This window comes from Micromonospora sp. NPDC049645 (assembly GCF_040675155.1).
Taxonomy (GTDB): Bacteria; Actinomycetota; Actinomycetes; order Mycobacteriales; family Micromonosporaceae; genus Micromonospora.
The window spans coordinates 20,805-40,641 of the sequence record NZ_JBFAOI010000002.1; the positions used below are offsets into that span (position 1 = coordinate 20,805).

The window sequence follows — 19,837 nt, forward strand, 5'->3', positions numbered from 1 at the left end:
CCAGCCTGGTGCCACGGCGCTCGGCCCGGCGGGCGGCGGCCGGTGGCGACGACGAGAGGATCGGCATGGGATACGCGGTGGTGCTCGGCGAGGCGCTCGTCGACCTGCTCGACGGCGAGCTCGACGGGGAGCGGGTCTATCGGCAGGCCATCGGCGGCGGTCCGCTCAACGTCGCCGTCGGGGTGGCCCGACTCGGCGGCGCGGCACAGTTCGTCGGCTCGCTCGGTGACGACGCGCTGGGCGGCCGGATCCGCGCCTTCCTCACCGCGGCCGACGTCGGGGTGGCGGGTGCGGTCACGGTGCCGGCGCCGACCACCCTCGCGGTGGTCACCTACGCCGGGCCGGAGCCGGACTTCCGGTTCTACGGGGAGCCGCCCTCCTACGGACTGCTCGGCCCCGACGACCTGGAGCTGGCGCTGCTGGAGGGCGCGGACGTGCTCTACTGCGGCTCGATCGTGCTGCTGCAACCCGGCACGCTGGCCGCGGCCCGACGTGCCTGGTCGCTCGCCCCCGGCCTGCGGGTCTTCGACCCGAACGTACGTCCCCGGCTGCTGAACGGGCCGGCCGCGCTGGAAGGGCTGCGTGAGGTGGTGGCGGAGTTCGCCGCCGGCGCGCACCTGGTCAAGCTGAGCGCCGCCGACGCGGTGCTGCTCTATCCCGGCGAGCCGGTCGAGGGGGTGGCGGCGTACCTGCGGGAGTTGGGGGCGGCCACGGTGGTGGTGACGCTCGGCGCGGCCGGTGCGGTGCTGGCCGCCGCCGGCGCCGACCCGGTCCGGGTGCCGGCTCCCAAGGTCAACGCGATCGACGCCACCGGCGCCGGTGACTCGGTGATGGCCGCGCTGATCGCCGACCTGCTCGTCGACGGCGAGCCCGAGGACCCGCGCGGGTGGACCGAGCGGGTCGCCTTCGCGCTGCGGGTAGCCGGCCTGGTCTGCGAATCTCCCGGCGGCGCCACCGCCATGCCCACCCGCGCCGCCGTGCAAAACCGCTTCAACCCCTGACCCACCCCCAGGCCCCACCCCACCCCACCCCACCGATCTTGCACTTTCTGTTGACGATTTGCGCACCTTGCCCATGTTCGGGGCAACACAAAGTGCAAGATCGCGGGGGAGTGCGGGGGTGACCCCGGGGCGCGGGGTACGGGTACGGGTGACGGGGTGGAGCTGCGGTCAGGCGTCGCCGTTCAGCTGGAGGTAGGCGCGGTGGGCGGCGACCAGGGCGGGACGGGCACCGAAGGGAGCCTCGGCGGCCACCCGCTCCGGCGGGGCGCTGCCGGTGTGCGCCGCCCGGATCAGCCAGGCCAGTTTTGCCAGGTCCGCGTGCTGGGCCCGGACGAAGTCGACGTCCACCGGGTCGCCGTGGCCCGGGATCACCACCGTGCGGGCGGTGGTCAGCCGCAGCAGGTCCGCGACCGCGTCCGGCCACTGCAGGGGGTACGAGTCCTCGAAGGCGGGCGGGCCGCTCTGCTCCACCAGATCCCCGGCGACCAACACGTCGGCGTCCGGCACGTGCACCACCAGGTCGGCCTCGGTGTGCCCGCGCCCCGGGTGCCGCAGCAGCACCCGTCGGCCGCCCAGGTCGAGGGCCGTCTCGACGTGCACGGTGTGCGTCGGGGCGAGCAGTGGGGTGTCGGCCAGCTCGGCGGCGAGCATCGGATGCTCCGCGCGCAACTCCTCGTACGCCTCCCGGCGCAGCCGCTCCGGCTCCTCGCGCAGCGCCGTGGCGGCCAGCTCGTGCGCGTACACCGGTCGGGGCGGGTCGCCGGCCAGGACGGCGTTGCCGAAGCAGTGGTCGTAGTGGTGGTGGGTGTTGACCACCGTCAACGGACGGTCGGTGACCGCCCGGACGGCCGCGGCGAGCGCGCTGGCCTGGGCGGCCGACGAGAGTGTGTCCACCAGGAGCGCCTCGTCGTCGCCGACGACCAGGGTGACGTTGACCCGTAGCAGCGGCTCGACCAGCACGTGCACCCGGTCGGCGACCTCGACGAAAGCGGCGTTCACGACGCCCGCCCGGCGCGCTCGACGAAGCGTTGCCGGTCGACCATGATCCGGTCCACCCGGCCCCGGGCGACCGTCTGGTCACCGTCGCTGACCGTGACCTCGAACGACAGCCGGCGACCGTCGACGGTCGCCAGCAGCGCCTGCGCCCGCACCGTCCGGCCGACCACGGTCGGCGCCAGGTGCTCCAGCTCGACCCGGGTGCCCACGGTCGTCGAACCGGGCGGCATCCCGGTCGCCGTCGCCGCGACGGTGGCGGCCTCCGCCAGCGCCAGCACCCGGGGAGTGCCCAGCACCGGTACGTCCCCGGAACCGACCGCCTGGGCGGTGTCCGCGTCGGTGACGGTCAACTCGATCTGGGCGGTCAGACCCGGCGCGAAGGCCGGCTCGGGCTGCTCCTGCATGGTGGTCAGCCTAGGTGCTCGCCGAGCCCACCGAGCACGCGGCCGGGGATCCGGCGCGGCCCGCCCTGCCACCTGTGCACGGCCGTGCCGGGTGGTCCCCGTCGGTCAATGCCACCCCCGTCGTTAACCTTGACCCCGATGGCCGTCGTGACTGACCCCCAGCCCCCCGCCCGGACCGACCCGCCCGCGTCCCCGGACGGGGGTCGTCGGCGCGTCGTCGCCATGACCGTCTGGGCGGTGACCTTCGTCGCCGCGTGGCTGGCCATCGGGTTGCCCACCGACCCCGCGTACGCCTTCGTCTGGATCTGGGCCGCGACCATCGCCTGGAACAGCGAACGGCCGTGGCGCAGTCATCTGCGCTTCGCCCGGGACTGGGTGCCGGTGGTGCTGCTGTTCGTGGTCTACAACCTCTCGCGCGGCTTCGCCGACAACGGCGCCACCCCGCACGCCATGGAGTTGATCGTCGCCGACCGGTTCATGTTCGGCTGGGCCACCGGCGGGGAGGTGCCCACCGTCTGGTTGCAGCAGCACCTCTACCACCCGCAGGTGCACTGGTGGGATGTCGCGGCGAGCTGGGTCTACTTCTCGCACTTCGTGGTCGCGCTGACCGCCGCCGCGGTGCTCTGGCTGCGCGACCGGCGCCGCTGGGCGGCGTACATGCGGCGCTGGGGTTTCCTCTGCGCGGCCGGACTGGTCACCTACTTCGCCTACCCGGCCGCACCGCCCTGGTGGGCGGCGCAGAACGGCCTGCTCACGGAGGTCGCCCGGATCTCGACGCGGGGCTGGAAGGCGTTCGGCATGCACGGCGCCGGCAACGTCCTCAACGCCGGCCAGATCGCCTCCAACCCGGTCGCCGCGATGCCGTCGCTGCACACCGCGTGGGCGTTGTTCGTGGTGCTGTTCTTCCTGACCGCCACCCGCCGCCGGTGGTGGCCGCTGTTGCTCGCGTACCCGCTGGCGATGACCTTCACCCTGGTCTACTCGGGTGAGCACTACGTGATCGACGTGCTGGTCGGCTGGGCGTACGTGGGGCTGACCTTCCTGGTGGTCGGTCTGGCCGAGCGCGGCTGGACGGCGTGGCGCACCCGCCACCCAAAGGCCAAGCCGCAACAACCCCCCGCCCCCGCCCCCGCCCCCGCCCCCGCCGCTCCGGCCGACCAGCCAGACCCCCCAACCCCCCGCGAACCAGACACCACCACCGACCACCCCCCGATCCCCGCCGACCGCTAACACCCCACCCCACCCCCACCCCTCACCCCCACCCCCGGACACGACGATCATGGAGTTGTGGTGGGCAACTTGTGTGGCTAAGCCCCTTTTGCGGGGCACCACAACTCCTTGATCGACGCTGAAGGGCGCGGGGGTGAGGGGGAGGGGGGTCAGGGGTTGGTGCGGGCGTGGTGGGCTCTTGTGGTCAGGTCGGCTGCCAGTGCCCAGGCCTCCGCCAGGTCGCGGTCCTGGGCGGTGGCGCCGGAGCCGCCCGCGGTGTCGGCGTGCACGGAGGCCAACCCCAGACGGCGCTGGATCGGCCCCTGCACCACCCGCACGCTCTGGATCCGGGCGTACGGCACGATCACCAACTGCCGGGTGACCCGCCCGGACCGGGTGGCGAACACCCGCTCGAACAGCCCCGCGCCGAGCGCGGCACGGCCCAGTGGGTGCAGCCAGCGGGTCCGCGGCGGCGGTGGGCTCAGTGTGAGCGCGTCGAGGCGTACCCCGGGCAGCACCTCGGCGACGATCATCGTCGCCGTCGGCAGGTCGCCGACCGGCAGCAGTCGGTCGGGGCGGTTGCGGTCGTCGGCCTCCGCGACGGAGAAACCGGCCACCTCCAGGCGTAGCCGCAGCCAGCCCTTCACCCGCCACAACAGCGGCCAGGTGGCCCGCACGGTCTGCACCCGCTCCAGCGGTACGGTCTGTGCCCGCGTCTCCAGCAGGCCGTTGCGCACCCGCAGCGTGCCGGCGTCGCGGGCCAGCCGGAAGTTCCAGTCGTCGAGCACCCGGCGGATCGGTTGCAGCAGCACACCCGCCATCGCGGTCAGCGTGCTCGCCACCGCGACGAACGACCACGACCCGGCGGTGAGGAACTGCACCACGACGAAGGCCACACCGAACGGAAGCAGGAACGCCTGCGGGGTGAGCAGTTGGCTGATCAGCAGGTTCTGGTTGCGTACCGCGTGCAGTGGCCGGCCCGGCACGGCCGCCGGCGTCGCCGCACCCGGTGCCACCGGGGCCGCCGCGTCACCGGGCGCGGGCAGCTGCGCCACCCGCCCGGCCAGCGCCAGCAGACGTTCGCGGAGCAGGACCGCGTCGCCCACCCCGAGGTACGCCAGCGGCGCCTCGGTCTTGCCCCCGCCGACCACCTCGAGACGCAGCTCGGCCAGGCCGGTGAGCTGGGCGAGCAGCGGCCGGACCACCTCCACGGCCTGCAACCGTTCCAGCGGGATGGCCCGGGTACGCCGCCAGAGCAGCCCCTCGTACACCCGTAGCTCTCGGCCCACCACGTGATAGCCGGTGTTGTACCAGCTGATCACCGACAGCACTGTCGCGCCGAGCGCCAGCACCGCCACCATGGCGGCGAACCAGCCGAAGCCCACCCGGGACAGCGTCGACCAGGACAACCCGGCGATCACCACGACCAGGGACTTGGCGCCGTGTAACACCGGGCTGAGCGGATGCAGTCGTTGCCGGGGTTCGCCGTCGCCGGCGCCCGGTGCGGGCGGCCACGGCGCGGGCACCCCCGGTGGCACGGTGCTCGGCTCGGCGGGGCCGTCGCTCATCGGCCCGGCCTTCGGTACGGTCGGCGGCTGCCCACCCGGGCGCTCACAGCCCCTCCGCCCGGTCCTCGCCGAGCGCGGTGAGTCGATCGCGCAGCCGGGACGCCTCCGCCGGGCGTAGCCCGGGCACCCGGGCGTCACTCGCCGCCGCCGCGGTGTGCAACTGGACGGTGGCCAGGTCGAAGGCGCGCTCCAGCGGCCCGGCGCTCACGTCGACGAACTGCATCCGCGAGTACGGCACGATGGAGAGCCGGCGCACCAGTAGCCCGTGGCGGACCAGCAGGTCGTTCTCCCGCTCGGCGTACCCCCAGGCCCGGACCGCGCGGACGATCGCGACGGCCCGCCACGCGCCGAGCACCAGCACGACGGCGACGGCGAGCCCGAACAACCAGTGGCCGCTGAGCGCCCAGCCGACCGCCGTCACCGCCAGCCCGATGGCGACCACGATCGCCAGCCGGATCAGCTCCACCCAGATCAGGTCGGTGGAGATCGACTGCCAGTGGACCGTGTCCGGCCAGGGCTCCAGCGGCCCCGGGCCGTCGGGTGGGGCCGTCAGCAGCGGGCCGGACGCGGCGGGATCGGGTGGCAGGAGACCGGGTGGCGGGAGGTCGGGCGCGCGCTGGTCGGTGGGCGTCGGTCGGTGACCGGGTGGCAGCGCGCCGGGCGGCAGCGGGGCGGGCGACGACACGTCCGGCGCGGCCGGCTCCGGGCCGAGCGTGCCGGGCGTCGGGAACGCGCCGGGCGGCGGCTCGACGCCGGGGGGTGCGGTGGCCGGGGTGGGCGGCCAGGACGGGGAGGTGGGGCCGGGGGAAGCCGGAGGGTCGCCGCTCACAGGTCGAGCGTAGGCGATCCGGGCACCGGAGTGACGGCACGCAGGAAGCCTCGAACCTCCAGGAAGTCACCGAGGCTGCCCCGATGGTCGGCGCAGGCCAACCAGGTCTTGCGCCGATCGGCGTCGTGCAGCCGGGGATTGTTCCACTCCAGGGCCCAGACGGCGGCGGATCGGCAGCCCCGGGCCGAACAGACCAGGGCCTCGTCGGCGGGGGAGGGGGTGTTCATCCCGGCCAGTGTAGGGCGGCGGGACGGGAAGCTTGAGCGCCGGGCGACCACGGGGGGAGCCGCCCGGCGACGGGGTGAATCGTACACGCGGTGGGCCGGTATGTGCACACCCACGATGCGCGATTCGGCTGCTGGGGACGGCGCGGCGAAAATCGGCTTCTCCCCACCTCGACACTCAGCAAGGCGTGCGAGTCTTGATACCGCACGAGCCGCGACGACCAACCAACGCTGTGGAGGACCGGTGGCCCAGCCGACCATGCCCGACGCTCCGACGCCGAACGGAGCGGCACCCGCGCCGGTGACGACACCCGCGCAGGACGCCACCCTGTTGGAGAAGGCGCTGTTCGAGATCAAACGTGTGATCGTCGGGCAGGACCGGATGGTGGAGCGGATGTTCGTCGCGCTGCTCGCCCGTGGTCACTGCCTGATCGAGGGCGTGCCCGGGGTCGCCAAGACGCTGGCGGTGGAGACCCTGGCCAAGGTCGTCGGCGGGTCGTTCGCCCGGGTGCAGTTCACCCCGGATCTGGTGCCGGCCGACATCATGGGCACCCGGATCTACCGGCAGTCGAGTGAGAAGTTCGACGTGGAGTTGGGCCCGGTCTTCGTCAACTTCCTGCTCGCCGACGAGATCAACCGGGCTCCGGCGAAGGTGCAGTCCGCGCTGCTGGAGGTGATGAGCGAGCGGCAGGTGTCGATCGGCGGGGAGAGCCACCGGGTGCCCGACCCGTTCCTGGTGATGGCCACCCAGAACCCGATCGAGCAGGAGGGTGTCTACCCGCTCCCGGAGGCGCAGCGGGACCGGTTCCTCATGAAAATCGTGGTGGGGTACCCGACCGACGCGGAGGAACGGGAGATCGTCTACCGGATGGGCGTGGCCGCGCCCGAGCCGACCGCGGTGTTCGACACCCCCGAGCTGATCGCCCTGCAACGCAAGGCGGACCAGGTCTTCGTGCACAACGCCCTGGTCGACTACGCGGTCCGGTTGGTGCTGGCCACCCGCGCCCCGGCCGAGCACGGCATGCCCGACGTCGCGCAGCTGATCCAGTACGGGGCCAGCCCGCGCGCCTCGCTGGGCCTGGTCCGGGCGACCCGCGCGCTGGCGCTGCTGCGCGGGCGTGACTACGCGCTGCCGCAGGACGTGCAGGACATCGCGCCGGACATCCTGCGGCACCGGTTGGTGCTCAGTTACGACGCGCTCGCCGACGACGTGCCCGCCGACCACATCGTGCAGCGGGTGATGTCGACGATCCCGCTTCCGGCGGTCGCTCCCCGGCAGCAGGCCACCCCGTCGTCGATGACGCCGCCGCCGGGCGCGGGTTGGCCCGGGCAGCGGCCGTGACCTCACCCACCCCTCGTCCCGCCCCCCTCGCCGACCGGAGCGAGGCCGTGCTGTCCCGGCTTCAGCTCCTCGTCACCCGCAAGCTCGACGGCCTGCTCCAGGGCGACTACGCCGGCCTGCTGCCCGGACCGGGCAGCGAGGCGGGGGAGTCCCGGGAGTACCGGCCCGGCGACGACGTGCGCCGGATGGACTGGCCGGTGACGGCACGGACCACGACACCGCACGTGCGGCGTACGGTCGCCGACCGGGAGCTGGAGACCTGGCTCGCGCTGGACCTCTCCGCCAGCCTGGACTTCGGTACCGGGCAGTGGCTCAAGCGGGAGGTCGTGGTGGCCGCCGCGGCCGCCATCACCCACCTGACCGTGCGCGGCGGCAACCGGATCGGCGCCGTGATCGGCACCGGCGGCGGGGTGTCCGCGCCGACCCGACGCTTTCGCGGCGGACCACCGCCGGCCGGGCCCGGGGTGCTCACCCGGCTGCCGGCCCGCTCCGGTCGCAAGGAGGCGCAGGGCCTGCTGCGTGCCGTCGCCGGCACCGCCATCCAGCCCGGCCGTGGTGATCTGGGCGCCCTGATCGAGATGCTGAACCGGCCGCCGCGCCGTCGCGGGGTGGCCGTGGTGGTCTCGGACTTCCTCGCGCCGGCCGAACAGTGGGCGCGGCCGATGCGCAAGCTGCGCGTCCGCCACGACGTGCTGGCGATCGAGGTGGTCGACCCGCGCGAGCTGGAGCTGCCCGACGTCGGCGTGTTGCCGGTGGTCGACCCGGAGAGCGGGGAGCTGCACGAGGTGCAGACCGCCGACCCACGGCTGCGGCAGCGCTACGCCGACGCCGCCGCCGCCCAACGGGCCACGATCGCCGCCGCCCTGCGCGGCGCCGGCGCGGCCCACCTGCGTCTGCGTACCGACCGAGACTGGCTGCTGGACATGGTGCGATTCGTGGCCGCGCAGCGGCACGCGCGTACCCGGGGGACGACACGATGATCCGTTTTCTGCAACCGTGGTGGCTGCTGGCCGTGCTGCCGGTGTTCGCCCTCGCCGCGTTCTACGTCTGGCGGCAGTTGCACCGCCGGGCGTACGCGATGCGGTTCACCAATGTGGACCTGCTGCGTACGGTGGCGCCGAAGGGCCTGGGCTGGCGTCGGCACGTCCCGGCGACCGCGTTCCTGCTCTGCCTGCTGGTGCTGGCCACCGCGCTGGCCCGGCCCGCGGTGGACACCAAGGAGCCGCTGGAGCGGGCCACCGTGATGCTCGCCATCGACGTGTCGTTGTCGATGCAGGCCGACGACGTGGCGCCGAACCGGCTGGAGGCGGCTCAGGAGGCGGCCAAGCAGTTCGTCAGTGAGCTGCCGGAGAGCTACAACCTGGGCCTGGTGTCGTTCGCCAAGGCGGCCAACGTGCTGGTGCCGCCGGGCAAGGACCGGGACACGGTGACCAGCGCCATCGACGGGCTGGTGCTGGCCGAGGCGACCGCGACCGGCGAGGCGGTGTTCACCTGCCTGGAGGCGATCCGGTCGGTGCCCGCCGACGGCGCGGCGGGCATTCCGCCGGCCCGGATCGTGCTGCTCTCGGACGGTTTCCGCACCTCCGGTCGGGCGGTGGAGGAGGCGGCGGCGGCCGCGCAGGCCGCCAACGTGCCGGTCTCCACCATTGCCTTCGGCACCGACACCGGCCAGGTCGACATCGGCGGGCAGTTGCAGCGGGTGCCGGTGGACCGGTTGGCGTTGGCCGAGCTCGCCGAGACCACCGAGGGTTACTTCTACGAGGCGGCGTCGGTGAGCGAGCTGAAGCAGGTCTACCAGGACATGGGCAGCTCGATCGGGTTCCGCACCGAGCCGCGTGAGGTGACCCAGTGGTACGCCGGGGTGGCGTTGCTGCTGGCGCTCTGCGCGGGCGCGTTCAGTCTGCTCTGGTCGTCCCGGATGCTGTAGCCGATGGGCCGGCGGCGGTCAGTGACCGCCGCCGGCGAGGACGAAGACGATGGCCACCCAGACGGCGGCGAGGGTGAAGCCCAGCGGGGCGACGTAGCGGCTCATGGACGGCTCCGGGTGGCGGCTGGACGGTCCGCGTGCGGGGGGCGGACCGCAGGGGGTGGGGACGCGCACACGAAGTCGTGACCGGGCGGCTCCCGGCGACCGCCCGTGATCGGGCGGCGCGGCACACTCACCTCGGCGGGTGCCAAAGCGGCGGGGGAGCGGAGCGGGGTCAGCTCACCAGACTGAGTCGTGGCTCAGCGGGACTGACCATCGGCCCGGCCACGACTGGGAGGATCGCTATCTCGCACAGCGATCACCTCCTGCAAGTCGGGCGGGCCGGAACGTCGATGATCGTACACCTGCGGTGCCGACGTGCCGCACTCGGCCGACCGGTCGGCGACCCCTCCACCACCCGGTTGGCGCGGCCGCTCACCACCGGCCCGTACGCCCCGGCGGAGGTGCGTCCTCGGCTGGCCCACCCGCACGACCGTGACCAGCACCACGGCGAGCAACGGCAGCCAGCAGAGCCGCGCCAGCACCCAACCCGGGCCGTCCGGGGTGGTGTGCAACCCGGGCAGGATCAGCCCGCTGCGGGCGGTGAGCGCGGTCACCGCCACCAGGACCGGCTGGTGCCACAGGTAGATCCGGACCGCGGACCGGTTCACCTCGGTCACCGCCCGGCCCGGCACCGGCCGGGTCAGCAGCCGTCGCAGCGCCGGCCGCGCGAGCAGCCCCAGCCCGACCTGTGCGACCGCCAGCGCCACGACCAGCAGCGACGGCGGGTTCAGGTTGGACACCCCGGCCCCGGGCACGCCGACCGCGCTCACCGGGTAGCCCAGCGCCAGCAGCGCCGCCAGCGCGACCGCACCACCGGCCGCCAGCACGCCGCCCGCCCGGCGGCCGGTCAGCCGCCCGTCGGCGTGCGCCACCCCCAGCAGGTACGGCACCGACCAGGCCGCCAGCACGGTGACCGGGGGCAGGTCGGTGCCCGCCGGCAGCAGGCGGACGGTCAGGTCGGCCGCGGCGACCACGGCCACCGCCGGTGCCACGCAACGCGCCACCCCCCAGCGGCGTACGGCGGCACGCAGCGGGCCGGTCAGCGCGACCAGGACCACCAGCGGCAGCAGGAACCACAACGGGCTGACCGCGAGCCGTAGCGCGACGGCGAGCGTGTCGTCCGACGTGCCGATGACGGTGGCCGCCAGCAGCACGGTGGCACCCACTCCGAGCAGCGCCACCGCCGGCAGCAGCAGCCGACGCAGCCGACCGGCCAACCAGCCGCCGGAGCCGCCCCGGTGGCGGGCCAGCGACCGGGTCGAACCGAACCCGGCGGTGAAGAAGAACAGGCCGAGCGTCTGCAACACCCAGGTCACCGGGGCCAGACCGGGCAGGGCGGTCAGCGGGCTGGCCTGATGCAGCCCACCGTCGCCGGCCAGCACCAACCCGGTGACCAGCCAGTGCCCCAGCACCACCCCGCCGATGGCGTACGCCCGCAGCGCGTCGACCGCTCGGTCCCGGGTCACCGGGCGTCCCCGATCCGGTCGGCGTCGACGCTGCCCAGCACGACCGCCGCCAGCGCGACCAGCGCGGCGCTGCCCGGCACGAGGTAGCCGTCGTGCCCCGTCACCCCGGCCACCGGCAACGGTCGGGCGCCGAACGCCGGATCACCGGGACGCCGGCCGAAGCCCAGGCCGGGCAGCCGCACCGCCGGCACCCGACGGATCCAGTCGGTCGGCGCCTCGGCTGCCCAGAACCGCCGCCCCCCGGGCAACTCGTCGGCGCGCTGCACCCCGGCACCGACACCGCCGAGGCTGACCACGTCGGTGACCTGCGTCGGGGCGTCGGCCGCCGCCAGCGACACCACCAGCGCCCCGTAGCTGTGCCCGACCAGCGTGATCGTCGCCGCCGGTCGCCGCCCGGCCAGCTCCCGCAGCAGCGCGACCAGCCCGTCCGCGCCACGCCGGGCGCTGACGCCACCGGCGGCGGTCAACACCCCGTCGGGCGGGTCGTAGCCGAGCCAGGCCAGCACCGCGACCCGCGCCGCCGGGTCGGACGCCCGCAACTTCCGGTAGAGCTGCCCGGCCTGCACCGCCGGCGCCCGCCGGGCCACCCCGCCCAACCCCCGGTCGAAGTCGGCGAGCGTGCTGCCGACCCCCGGCACCAGCACCGCGATCCGGTCCGCGTCGGCCAGGTCGCCGAGCACCTCCACCACCCGGCCGTCACCGCGCGCGTCGAACAGCAGGAACCGGCGTCCGCCGGCCGCCCAGTCCGCGTACGGGGGGCCGGCCGCGCGCATCGCCGCCGCCGTCCGCGGGTACGCCTCGACGAACCCCGCCGCCGCGGCCGGCCCGGGTCGGGTCGGCAGGACCAGGTTCACGCCGAGCAGCGCGGCCACCGCCACCCGGCTGGCACCTCGTCGTCGCATCACGTTCTCCCTCCGGAATGTCGTCCGGAGGGAGAGTGCGCCCAGGGGCGGAGCCCGGTCGTCGTTCCGCAGAGCCGTTCCCGCGCTGGCTCCCCGGAGCTACTCGCCGGCGGCCACCAGACCCGTCTCGTACGCCAGCACCACGGCCTGCGCCCGGTCGCGCAGACCCAGCTTGGCCAGGATCCGCCCGACGTGCGTCTTCACCGTCTGTTCGGCCACCACCAGGTCACCGGCGATCTCCGCGTTGTTGCGACCCCGGGCGATCAACCGCAGCACCTCCGTCTCGCGGGGGGTGAGCCCAGCCAGGTCGGTGGGGCGCGGGCGACGGCGGTCCGGGCGGGCCGCGAACTCGGCGATCAGCCGACGGGTGACCGCCGGGGCGAGCAGCGCGTCCCCGGCCGCCACCACCCGTACCGCCTGCACCAGGTCGGCCGCCGGGGCGTCCTTGAGCAGGAACCCGCTGGCCCCGGCGCGCAGCGCCTCGTACACGTAGTCGTCCAGGTCGAAGGTGGTCAGGATGAGCACCCGGGGCCGCTGGGCCGACCGGTCACCGAGCAGCTTGCGGGTGGCCGCCAGCCCGTCCATGACCGGCATCCGCACGTCCATCAGCACCACGTCCGGGTCGAGGCGGCGGGCGGCGGCCACGGCCTGCGCCCCGTCGGCGGCATCCCCCACCACCAGCAGATCCGGTTGAGCGGCGAGCAGCGCGCCGAAACCCTGTCGGACCATCGCCTGGTCGTCGGCGATCAGCACCCGGATCATCGGTCCCCGCCCTCCGCGTCGTACGGCAACTCGGCCGCCACCGCGTAACCCCCGTCGGGCAGCGGCCCGGCGGTGAACGTACCGCCCAGCGAGGTGGCCCGCTCCCGCATGCCGGTCAGCCCGTGCCCGGAGCCCGCCTCGCCGGGCCGGGAGCCCGCCTCGGCGGGTCGCGCGTTCTGCACGCGTACCTCCAGAGCGGACGGACCGACGCGGACCGTGACGCGCACCGCGGCGCCGGCCGCGTGCCGGGCCGCGTTGGCCAGGCCCTCCTGCACGATGCGGTACGCGGCCAGCCCGACCGGCGCGGGCACCCGGCCGTCGTCCACCGGTTCGGCGTCCAGCGTCACCGGCAGCCCGGCCCGGCGGGCCGCGTCCACCATCGCGCCCAGGTCGGTCAGGTCCGGCTGCGGGGCGGTCTGCGGCCCGGTCGCGTCACTGCGCAGCACCCCCAACAGCCGCCGCATGTCGGTCAGCGCGTCGCGGGCCGACGCGGCGATGGCGACGAACTCCTCGGCCGCCGGGGCCGGCACGTCGGTCAGCCGGTACGGGGCGGTCTCCGCCTGCACCGCGATCAACGACATGTGGTGGGCCACCACGTCGTGCAGCTCCCGGGCGATCCGGGTGCGTTCCTCGAGCACCCCGCGGCGCTCCTGCTCCCGCTCGCTCAGCTCGGTCTGCGCGGCCAACGCGTGCCGGGACAGCCGATTACGCCGGATCAGGTCGCCGACGATCGCCAGCGCGCCGAGCAGCAGCAGGACAGGCACCCGGTTATCGGGGCGGACCGAGATCAGCACCGGCACCGTCGTGATCGTCACCACCCAGGCCAGCACCGGCCGGCCGATCCGCGCGAGGACCACCGCGACCACCGCGACCGACCCCAGCGCCAGCGGCGGCGTCCACGGCCAGGCCTGGCCGGCGGGCGCGTTGAACGTGCAGATCAGCAGGGCCAGCACCGCCAGCCGCCAGGCCAGCAGCGGACGCCGGGGTAGCGCCAGCAGCGGCGCCACGGTCATCGCCGCGAACAGCACCGCGACCGGCAACGGCAGACCCCACTCGCTCTCCACCGTCAGGGTGATCAGGAACAGCCCGAGCGCGGCGAGCAGCCCGACGGGCGCGCCGTACGGGGCCAGCGTGGGCCAACGGCTCAGCAGCGGCCGTTCGACCGGGGCGTCCGGGCCCAGCAGGGTCTGCCGCAGGGCCCGCAGGGCCACGGCGATCGGTTGCCGGTTCACCACCGGGAGGCTACGGGCCGACCCCGCCACGGGGCGTGCCACCAGGGGTTGATCCCCGTGTCGTACCCCGGTGTGACGGGACTCCCGTTAGCGCTTACCTGCCGGTAACGCCTAGGCTCCGACGCGTCCGTGCTGACCATTCGCAAGGGGGAACAGTGGCCCGTACCGTGCTGGTGACCGGGGGTAACCGGGGGATCGGCCTGGCCATCGCGCAGGCCTTCGCCAAGCAGGGCGACCGGGTGGCGGTCACCCACCGCAGTGGCGAGGCCCCCGACGGGTTGTTCGGCGTCCGTGCCGACGTCACCGACGCGGCGTCGATCGACGCCGCGTTCACCGCCGTCGAGGCCGAGTTCGGGCCGGTCGAGGTGGTCGTCGCCAACGCCGGCATGACCGCCGACACGTTGCTGCTGCGGATGACCGAGGAGCAGTTCACCGACGTGCTGGACACCAACCTCACCGGCGCGTTCCGGGTCGCGAAGCGGGCGTCCGGCAAGATGCTCCGCGCCAAGTGGGGTCGCATGATCTTCATCTCCTCGGTGGTCGGCCTGGCCGGCGGCGCCGGGCAGGTCAACTACGCCGCCAGCAAGGCCGGCCTCGTCGGCGTCGCCCGCTCGATCACCCGGGAGCTGGGCAGTCGCAACATCACCGCGAACGTGGTGGCGCCCGGCTTCATCGACACGGACATGACCGCCGGCCTCACCGACGACCGCAAGGCGGAGATCCTCAAGTCCATCCCGGCCGGCCGGATGGCCAGCCCGGACGAGGTCGCCGCCGTGGTCACCTGGCTGGCCTCGGACAGCGCCGGGTACGTCTCCGGCGCCGTCATCCCGGTCGACGGTGGCCTCGGCATGGGCCACTGACCTTTCTTGAGTACGGAGGAAATCTGCGATGTCCGGACTGCTCGCCGGTAAGCGGCTGCTCGTCACCGGTGTCATCACCGACGCTTCGATCGCCTTCTCGGTGGCGAAGCTCGCACAGGAGAATGGCGCGCAGGTCGTGCTCACCGGCTACGGCCGGCTCTCCCTGGTCGAGCGGATCGCCAAGCGGCTGCCCGAGCCGGCGCCGGTCATCGAGGTGGACGTCACCAACACCGAACACCTGGCCGGCCTCGCCGACCGGGTACGCGAGCACGTCGACGGCCTCGACGGTGTCGTGCACTCGATCGGCTTCGCCCCGCAGAGCTGCCTCGGCGGTGGCTTCCTCGACGCGCCCTGGGAGGACGTGGCGACCGCCCTGCACGTCTCCACCTTCTCGTACAAGTCACTGGCCATGGCGGCGCTGCCGCTGATGTCGCCCGGTGGCGCGGTGGTCGGCCTGACCTTCGACGCGACGAAGGCGTGGCCGGTCTACGACTGGATGGGCGTGGCCAAGGCCGGCCTGGAGTCCGCGTCCCGCTACCTGGCGCTGCACCTGGGCAAGCAGGGCATCCGCAGCAACCTCGTCGCCGCCGGGCCGCTGCGCACCATCGCCGCGAAGTCGATCCCCGGCTTCGACCAGTTCGAGGACGCCTGGGCCGAGCGGGCCCCGCTGGGCTGGAGCCTCACCGACCAGGAGCCCGCCGCGCGGGCCTGCCTGGCGCTGCTCTCCGACTGGTTCCCGGCCACCACCGGCGAGATCGTCCACGTCGACGGCGGCTACCACGCCATCGGTTCCTGACGCCGCACCGTGACGCCCCCTGGCGCCCGTCCGCGTGATCTACGCGTCGGGACCAGGGGGCGTCGCCGGGACGTCCCCGCCGAGGGGCAAGAATGACCCCATGTCGTACGACGCGGTGGTGCTGGTGTCCTTCGGCGGGCCCGAGCGGCCCGAGGACGTGATGCCGTTCCTGCAGAACGTGACCCGGGGCCGGGGTGTGCCGCCCGAACGGCTGGCCGAGGTCGCCGAGCACTACCAGCACTTCGGTGGCGTGTCCCCGATCAACCAGCAGTGCCGCGACCTGCTGGCCGCCGTCCGCGCCGACTTCGCCGCGCACGGTGTCGAGCTGCCCCTCTACTGGGGCAACCGCAACTGGGACCCGATGCTCGCCGACACCGTGACCCGGATGCGCGACGACGGGGTCACCCGGGCGCTGGCCTTCGTCACCAGCGCGTACGGCGGTTACTCGTCCTGCCGGCAGTACCAGGAGGACATCGCCGCCGCCCGCGCCGCGGTCGGCCCGGACGCCCCGTTGATCGAGAAGCTGCGCCAGTTCTGGGACCACCCCGGCTTCGTCGAGCCACACGTCGACGCGGTCCGGGCGGCACTGGACCAGCTCGACCCGGCGCGGCGGGACACCACCCGGCTGGTCTTCACCGCCCATTCCATCCCCCGCTCGATGGCGGCCAACGCCGGCCCGCACGGGGGCCGGTACGAGGCGCAGCTGCACGAGACCGCGCGGCTCGTCGCCGCAGCCGCCGCACCCGACCTGGCGTACGACCTGGTCTGGCAGAGCCGCTCCGGGCCGCCGCAGGTGCCATGGCTGGAACCGGACATCAACGACCACCTGACCGCCCTCGCGCAGGGTGGCACCACCGCCGTGGTGGTCAGCCCGATCGGGTTCGTCTCCGACCACCTGGAGGTCGTGTGGGACCTGGACACCGAGGCGCTGGAGACGGCCAAGCAGCTCGGCCTGGACTTCGTTCGGGCCGCCACCCCGGGCACCGACCCGCGCTTCGTGACCATGGTGCGTGAACTGGTCACCGAGCGGACCGACCCGGACGGCGCGCAGCTGCGCCGCCGCCTGGGCGAGCTGCCCATGTGGGACACCTGCCCCACCGTCTGTTGCGTGCCGACCCGTCGCCCCTGACCTCTGAGGATCATCATGCATGACCGCAAGCCCGTGCAGAGTTGGCTGACCGACATGGACGGCGTGCTGGTGCACGAGGGCCAGCCGGTGCCCGGCGCGCCGGAGTTCATCAACCGGATGCGCGCCTCCGGCAAACCGTTTCTGGTGCTGACCAACAACTCGATCTACACCCCGCGGGACCTGACCGCCCGGCTCAGCCGGATGGGGCTGGACGTGCCGGAGGAGTCGATCTGGTCCTCCGCCCTGGCCACCGGCCAGTTCCTCGCCGACCAGCGGCCGGGCGGCACCGCGTACGTCATCGGTGAGGCCGGGCTGACCACGGCGCTGCACGCCGTCGGCTACGTGCTGACCGACTTCGCCCCCGACTACGTGGTGCTCGGCGAGACCCGCACCTACAGCTTCGAGGCGATCACCAAGGCCGTTCGGCTGATCAACGACGGCGCCCGGTTCATCTGCACCAACCCCGACGTGACCGGCCCGTCCGTGGAGGGCGCGCTACCCGCCGCCGGCTCCGTCGCCGCCATGATCTCCAAGGCGACCGGGGTCGAGCCGTACTTCGTCGGCAAGCCCAACCCGATGATGATGCGCTCGGCGCTCAACACCATCAACGCCCACTCGGAGAGCACCGCGATGATCGGCGACCGGATGGACACCGACATCCTGTGTGGCCTGGAGGCTGGGCTGGAGACCATCCTGGTGCTCACCGGGATCAGCAGCCGCACCGAGGCGGAGCGCTACCCGTACCGTCCGTCCCGGATCGTCAACTCCGTCGCGGACCTGCTGGACGAGGTCTGACCAGCCCCGGCCGCTTGCGTCGCTGCGCCGCTGCGCCGCTTGGGCCGCTGCGCCGCTTGGGCCGCTGCGCCGCGCCGGGGTCGCTCGGCCGCGCCGGGTCGCTCGGCCGCGCGCCATCCATGATCGTGCAATAACCAGGATGTAGTGGTCATCCCACGGCCGGAGGCCACTACATCCTGGATCGAGCACGATCATGGATGGTGAGGCGGTGCCGCAGCGGCCGTGAGCAGCGTCGCGGTGGAGTTCGTGGCGGTGAGCGGCGCTGACGGCGATGTCGACCAGGGTTGGCGGGTGTCTCGACGATGGTCCGGTCAGGGGCGCAGTGGGGCGTTGCAGGCGGCTACCAGCGCCTGACGGCAGGCCGCGGTGAGCGGTCGCAGTGCCGCGTCCCGTTGCTGCGCCTCGTAGTTGTTGATCGCCCCACCCGGCGCGGCGTGCCCGGCCAACGCCAGCACCCGGTCGAGCACCGCGGCCCGCGCGAAGAGCCGGCGGGCCCGTGGGTCGAAGCCCGGCGGCAGGTCGGTGGCGCCGTCCGGGCGGCGCAGCGCGGCAAGCGCGCCGGCCAACTCGGGCCGCCACTGAGCCACGTCGAGACGGGTCAGCGCGGCGGTCGTCTCGGCCAGCGCGGCGGCCAACTCGGCCTCCGCCTCGGCGGCGCCGGGCAATGAGAGTGAGGCGGCGGGCGCGTTGGCCGGCAACGGGTAGACCCGCCAGAGCACCGTCTCGAAGCAGTCCCCCGAGCCGGAGGTGTGCAGTCGCACCTCGGGAATCAACCCGAGCCCGCCGGCGACCACCGCCTCACCGGTGACCAGCGCCGCACCGGCGAAGTCTCCGGGGCCGGGAAGCCCTCGGGGATCGCCGGGCGCAGGCAGCACCAGGCGGATCTCGTCTGGGGAGAGCTTGGCCAGAGTGGGCAGCGCGGCGCCCAGCGGGACGTCGGTCCAGGTGCCGGGGGCGTCCGCAACGAGGTGTTCCTCGTCGCCGGCGATGGCATCGGCGACCTCGTCGTACGGCACCAACCCGGCGCGCCACGCGCGCACCCAGGCAACGAACCGGCTCGACCGGCGCGGCGCGACTGTCACCGCGCCCGTTGCGGGGGTGGACATGCCGAAAGGGTACGTGGTCGCGACCGGCCCTGTCTCGACTGCCGCTCCGGTCGCCCGGCCTGCCCCCAACTGCCCTGTTCGCCCTAATCCCGGGTGTTGGAGACACGCTGTGCGGCGGTTGGTGCGAGGCCGGGCGGTGTGTCGAGCGTCGGGGCGGACGCGCGGCGGGGTTAGCGTGATCGACATGGCGGGGCGATACGGCGAGGACGTGTTGGCAGGCGACTGGCGGCGGCGGAAGGTCACCCCCGAGGTGGACGCCGAAGCGGACCTCGTGGTGGAGGACGCCGACTCCGGGTTCTGCGGAGCGGTGGTGGGCTTAGAGGCTGGCGCGGTGGTGTTGGAGGACCGGCACGGCCGCCGACGCAACTTCCCGCTGTTGCCGGCGGCGTTCCTGCTCGACGGTCGCCCGGTGACGCTGCGCCGCCCGACCCGCGCGCCGGTGCCGGCGGCCCGTCGGCGCACCGCGTCCGGTTCGGTAGCCGTGGACAACGTCCGGGCTCAGGTGGCCAAGGCCAGCCGGATCTGGGTGGAGGGCATCCATGACGCCGCGCTGGTCGAGCGGATCTGGGGCGACGACCTACGGATCGAGGGCGTGGTGGTGGAGCCGCTGGACGGCATCGACGCCCTCGACACCGACGTGCGCGAGTTCGGCCCCGGCCCGACCCGACGACTCGGCGTGCTGGTCGACCATCTGGTCCCGGGCAGCAAGGAGAGCCGGATCGTCGCTCGGGTGAACTCGCCGTACGTGCTGGTGACCGGGCACCCCTACGTGGACGTGTGGCAGGCGGTCAAACCCACGGCGTTGGGCATCTCGGCGTGGCCGGTGGTGCCGCCGGGGCGACCGTGGAAGGAGGGGGTGTGCGCGGCCCTCGGGGTGGCCGAGCCGGCCGACATGTGGCGGCACATCCTGTCCCGGGTGAACAGCTTCGCCGACGTGGAGACACCCCTGATCAACGCCATGGAACGCCTCATCGACTTCGTCACCGAACCCGCCTGACCCGCCCCACCCCCCGGCCCCACCCGCCGCCGCGCCCCACCCGCCGCCGCGCCGCACCCGCCGACCTCGCCCGCCACCCGCAGGGCGCCCGCCGTGCCCCGTCCGTTGCCGCATGCTCCTGCCGGCGCGCCTCGCCCGCCACTTGCAAGATCCGCGCAGTTTCCCTGATGTCGCTGCCGGCGGAGAAACC

The 19,837-nt window shown here is 73.9% G+C and carries 21 protein-coding genes; 10 read left to right on the forward strand and 11 right to left on the reverse strand.

The window, feature by feature from the left end:
• The first annotated feature begins 65 nt into the window (after nucleotides 1-65).
• Complete coding sequence (locus AB0J33_RS05690) at nucleotides 66-1,001, forward strand: carbohydrate kinase (protein WP_363610294.1); 936 nt, start codon at nucleotides 66-68, stop codon at nucleotides 999-1,001.
• Nucleotides 1,002-1,169: 168 nt separating this feature from the next.
• Here AB0J33_RS05690 and AB0J33_RS05695 read toward each other — a convergent pair whose 3' ends face one another.
• Together AB0J33_RS05695 and AB0J33_RS05700 are read right to left on the reverse strand one after the other, a co-directional pair.
• On the reverse strand, nucleotides 1,170-2,000 hold the full coding sequence (locus tag AB0J33_RS05695) for an MBL fold metallo-hydrolase (protein WP_363610296.1): 831 nt from the start codon (nucleotides 1,998-2,000) through the stop codon (nucleotides 1,170-1,172).
• Complete coding sequence (locus AB0J33_RS05700) at nucleotides 1,997-2,401, reverse strand: hotdog domain-containing protein (protein WP_363610298.1); 405 nt, start codon at nucleotides 2,399-2,401, stop codon at nucleotides 1,997-1,999. Before AB0J33_RS05700 ends, AB0J33_RS05695 begins: the two co-directional genes overlap by 4 nt.
• A gap of 138 nt (nucleotides 2,402-2,539) precedes the next feature.
• Here AB0J33_RS05700 and AB0J33_RS05705 point away from each other — a divergent pair, with 138 nt between their 5' ends.
• Nucleotides 2,540-3,631 (forward strand): phosphatase PAP2 family protein, encoded by a 1,092-nt coding sequence (locus AB0J33_RS05705; RefSeq protein ID WP_363610300.1) that lies wholly within the window; start codon nucleotides 2,540-2,542, stop codon nucleotides 3,629-3,631.
• A gap of 149 nt (nucleotides 3,632-3,780) precedes the next feature.
• Here the strand turns inward: AB0J33_RS05705 and AB0J33_RS05710 are convergent, their stop codons facing one another.
• From AB0J33_RS05710 to AB0J33_RS05720, 3 genes are all read right to left on the reverse strand, one after another.
• A complete protein-coding gene (locus AB0J33_RS05710) occupies nucleotides 3,781-5,178 on the reverse strand; it encodes a PH domain-containing protein (RefSeq protein ID WP_363610302.1) in 1,398 nt (465 codons plus the stop codon).
• Nucleotides 5,179-5,221: 43 nt separating this feature from the next.
• Nucleotides 5,222-5,731: a PH domain-containing protein gene (locus AB0J33_RS05715; RefSeq protein ID WP_363611333.1), complete on the reverse strand. Its 510-nt coding sequence runs from the start codon at nucleotides 5,729-5,731 to the stop codon at nucleotides 5,222-5,224.
• Between the two features lie 272 nt (nucleotides 5,732-6,003).
• Complete coding sequence (locus AB0J33_RS05720; protein ID WP_363610304.1) at nucleotides 6,004-6,234, reverse strand: hypothetical protein; 231 nt, start codon at nucleotides 6,232-6,234, stop codon at nucleotides 6,004-6,006.
• Between the two features lie 241 nt (nucleotides 6,235-6,475).
• Here AB0J33_RS05720 and AB0J33_RS05725 point away from each other — a divergent pair, with 241 nt between their 5' ends.
• The 3 genes from AB0J33_RS05725 to AB0J33_RS05735 are packed head-to-tail and all read left to right on the forward strand — an operon-like array spanning nucleotide 6,476 to nucleotide 9,500.
• Nucleotides 6,476-7,573: a MoxR family ATPase gene (locus tag AB0J33_RS05725; RefSeq protein ID WP_363610307.1), complete on the forward strand. Its 1,098-nt coding sequence runs from the start codon at nucleotides 6,476-6,478 to the stop codon at nucleotides 7,571-7,573.
• The gene (locus AB0J33_RS05730; protein WP_363610309.1) at nucleotides 7,552-8,553 is read left to right on the forward strand and encodes a DUF58 domain-containing protein; all 1,002 of its coding nucleotides are present in this window, start codon (nucleotides 7,552-7,554) and stop codon (nucleotides 8,551-8,553) included. The genes AB0J33_RS05725 and AB0J33_RS05730 overlap by 22 nt, the downstream gene beginning before the upstream one ends.
• Nucleotides 8,550-9,500 carry a VWA domain-containing protein gene (locus tag AB0J33_RS05735; RefSeq protein WP_363610311.1) on the forward strand — a complete coding sequence of 317 codons (951 nt, stop codon included), beginning with the start codon at nucleotides 8,550-8,552 and terminating at the stop codon, nucleotides 9,498-9,500. Before AB0J33_RS05730 ends, AB0J33_RS05735 begins: the two co-directional genes overlap by 4 nt.
• Before the next feature lie 18 nt (nucleotides 9,501-9,518).
• On the opposite strand, the gene AB0J33_RS05740 is transcribed toward AB0J33_RS05735, so the two are convergent.
• The 5 genes from AB0J33_RS05740 to AB0J33_RS05760 form a co-directional block, all read right to left on the reverse strand.
• On the reverse strand, nucleotides 9,519-9,674 hold the full coding sequence (locus AB0J33_RS05740) for a hypothetical protein (RefSeq protein ID WP_357355384.1): 156 nt from the start codon (nucleotides 9,672-9,674) through the stop codon (nucleotides 9,519-9,521).
• A gap of 125 nt (nucleotides 9,675-9,799) precedes the next feature.
• Nucleotides 9,800-11,068 (reverse strand): acyltransferase family protein, encoded by a 1,269-nt coding sequence (locus AB0J33_RS05745; protein ID WP_363610313.1) that lies wholly within the window; start codon nucleotides 11,066-11,068, stop codon nucleotides 9,800-9,802.
• Nucleotides 11,065-11,970 carry an alpha/beta hydrolase gene (locus AB0J33_RS05750; RefSeq protein WP_363610315.1) on the reverse strand — a complete coding sequence of 302 codons (906 nt, stop codon included), beginning with the start codon at nucleotides 11,968-11,970 and terminating at the stop codon, nucleotides 11,065-11,067. Before AB0J33_RS05750 ends, AB0J33_RS05745 begins: the two co-directional genes overlap by 4 nt.
• 99 nt (nucleotides 11,971-12,069) lie before the next feature.
• Nucleotides 12,070-12,732, reverse strand: coding sequence for a response regulator transcription factor (locus tag AB0J33_RS05755; RefSeq protein ID WP_363610317.1), 663 nt, complete (start codon nucleotides 12,730-12,732; stop codon nucleotides 12,070-12,072).
• Nucleotides 12,729-13,964, reverse strand: coding sequence for a histidine kinase (locus AB0J33_RS05760; RefSeq protein ID WP_363610319.1), 1,236 nt, complete (start codon nucleotides 13,962-13,964; stop codon nucleotides 12,729-12,731). The genes AB0J33_RS05755 and AB0J33_RS05760 overlap by 4 nt, the downstream gene beginning before the upstream one ends.
• Nucleotides 13,965-14,119: 155 nt before the next feature.
• Between AB0J33_RS05760 and fabG the strand changes: the two genes are divergently transcribed.
• The 4 genes from fabG (at nucleotide 14,120) to AB0J33_RS05780 (ending at nucleotide 17,544) form a co-directional block, all read left to right on the forward strand.
• Complete coding sequence (gene fabG / locus AB0J33_RS05765; protein ID WP_363610321.1) at nucleotides 14,120-14,824, forward strand: 3-oxoacyl-ACP reductase FabG; 705 nt, start codon at nucleotides 14,120-14,122, stop codon at nucleotides 14,822-14,824.
• Nucleotides 14,825-14,852: 28 nt separating this feature from the next.
• Nucleotides 14,853-15,620, forward strand: coding sequence for an enoyl-ACP reductase FabI (gene fabI / locus AB0J33_RS05770; protein WP_091403861.1), 768 nt, complete (start codon nucleotides 14,853-14,855; stop codon nucleotides 15,618-15,620).
• Nucleotides 15,621-15,720: 100 nt separating this feature from the next.
• Nucleotides 15,721-16,749, forward strand: coding sequence for a ferrochelatase (locus tag AB0J33_RS05775; RefSeq protein ID WP_363610324.1), 1,029 nt, complete (start codon nucleotides 15,721-15,723; stop codon nucleotides 16,747-16,749).
• A 15-nt stretch (nucleotides 16,750-16,764) separates the two neighbouring features.
• A complete protein-coding gene (locus tag AB0J33_RS05780; protein WP_238657188.1) occupies nucleotides 16,765-17,544 on the forward strand; it encodes an HAD-IIA family hydrolase in 780 nt (259 codons plus the stop codon).
• 311 nt (nucleotides 17,545-17,855) lie between these two features.
• Here the strand turns inward: AB0J33_RS05780 and AB0J33_RS05785 are convergent, their stop codons facing one another.
• The gene (locus tag AB0J33_RS05785; RefSeq protein ID WP_363610326.1) at nucleotides 17,856-18,650 is read right to left on the reverse strand and encodes a hypothetical protein; all 795 of its coding nucleotides are present in this window, start codon (nucleotides 18,648-18,650) and stop codon (nucleotides 17,856-17,858) included.
• A 184-nt stretch (nucleotides 18,651-18,834) separates the two neighbouring features.
• Here AB0J33_RS05785 and AB0J33_RS05790 point away from each other — a divergent pair, with 184 nt between their 5' ends.
• Nucleotides 18,835-19,647: a DUF3097 domain-containing protein gene (locus AB0J33_RS05790; RefSeq protein ID WP_363610328.1), complete on the forward strand. Its 813-nt coding sequence runs from the start codon at nucleotides 18,835-18,837 to the stop codon at nucleotides 19,645-19,647.
• Nucleotides 19,648-19,837: the final 190 nt, after the last annotated feature.

Excerpts from the sequence above, each read along its gene's own strand:
- AB0J33_RS05700 (WP_363610298.1), bottom strand. The coding sequence starts at position 2,401 with ATGCAGGAGCAGCCCGAGCCGGCCTTCGCGCCGGGTCTGACCGCCCAG.
- AB0J33_RS05790 (WP_363610328.1), top strand. The coding sequence starts at position 18,835 with ATGGCGGGGCGATACGGCGAGGACGTGTTGGCAGGCGACTGGCGGCGG.
- AB0J33_RS05735 (WP_363610311.1), top strand. The coding sequence starts at position 8,550 with ATGATCCGTTTTCTGCAACCGTGGTGGCTGCTGGCCGTGCTGCCGGTG.
- AB0J33_RS05750 (WP_363610315.1), bottom strand. The coding sequence starts at position 11,970 with ATGCGACGACGAGGTGCCAGCCGGGTGGCGGTGGCCGCGCTGCTCGGC.
- AB0J33_RS05710 (WP_363610302.1), bottom strand. The coding sequence starts at position 5,178 with ATGAGCGACGGCCCCGCCGAGCCGAGCACCGTGCCACCGGGGGTGCCC.
- AB0J33_RS05780 (WP_238657188.1), top strand. The coding sequence starts at position 16,765 with ATGCATGACCGCAAGCCCGTGCAGAGTTGGCTGACCGACATGGACGGC.
- AB0J33_RS05755 (WP_363610317.1), bottom strand. The coding sequence starts at position 12,732 with ATGATCCGGGTGCTGATCGCCGACGACCAGGCGATGGTCCGACAGGGT.
- AB0J33_RS05785 (WP_363610326.1), bottom strand. The coding sequence starts at position 18,650 with ATGTCCACCCCCGCAACGGGCGCGGTGACAGTCGCGCCGCGCCGGTCG.
- fabI (WP_091403861.1), top strand. The coding sequence starts at position 14,853 with ATGTCCGGACTGCTCGCCGGTAAGCGGCTGCTCGTCACCGGTGTCATC.
- AB0J33_RS05705 (WP_363610300.1), top strand. The coding sequence starts at position 2,540 with ATGGCCGTCGTGACTGACCCCCAGCCCCCCGCCCGGACCGACCCGCCC.
- AB0J33_RS05720 (WP_363610304.1), bottom strand. The coding sequence starts at position 6,234 with ATGAACACCCCCTCCCCCGCCGACGAGGCCCTGGTCTGTTCGGCCCGG.
- AB0J33_RS05690 (WP_363610294.1), top strand. The coding sequence starts at position 66 with ATGGGATACGCGGTGGTGCTCGGCGAGGCGCTCGTCGACCTGCTCGAC.
- AB0J33_RS05775 (WP_363610324.1), top strand. The coding sequence starts at position 15,721 with ATGTCGTACGACGCGGTGGTGCTGGTGTCCTTCGGCGGGCCCGAGCGG.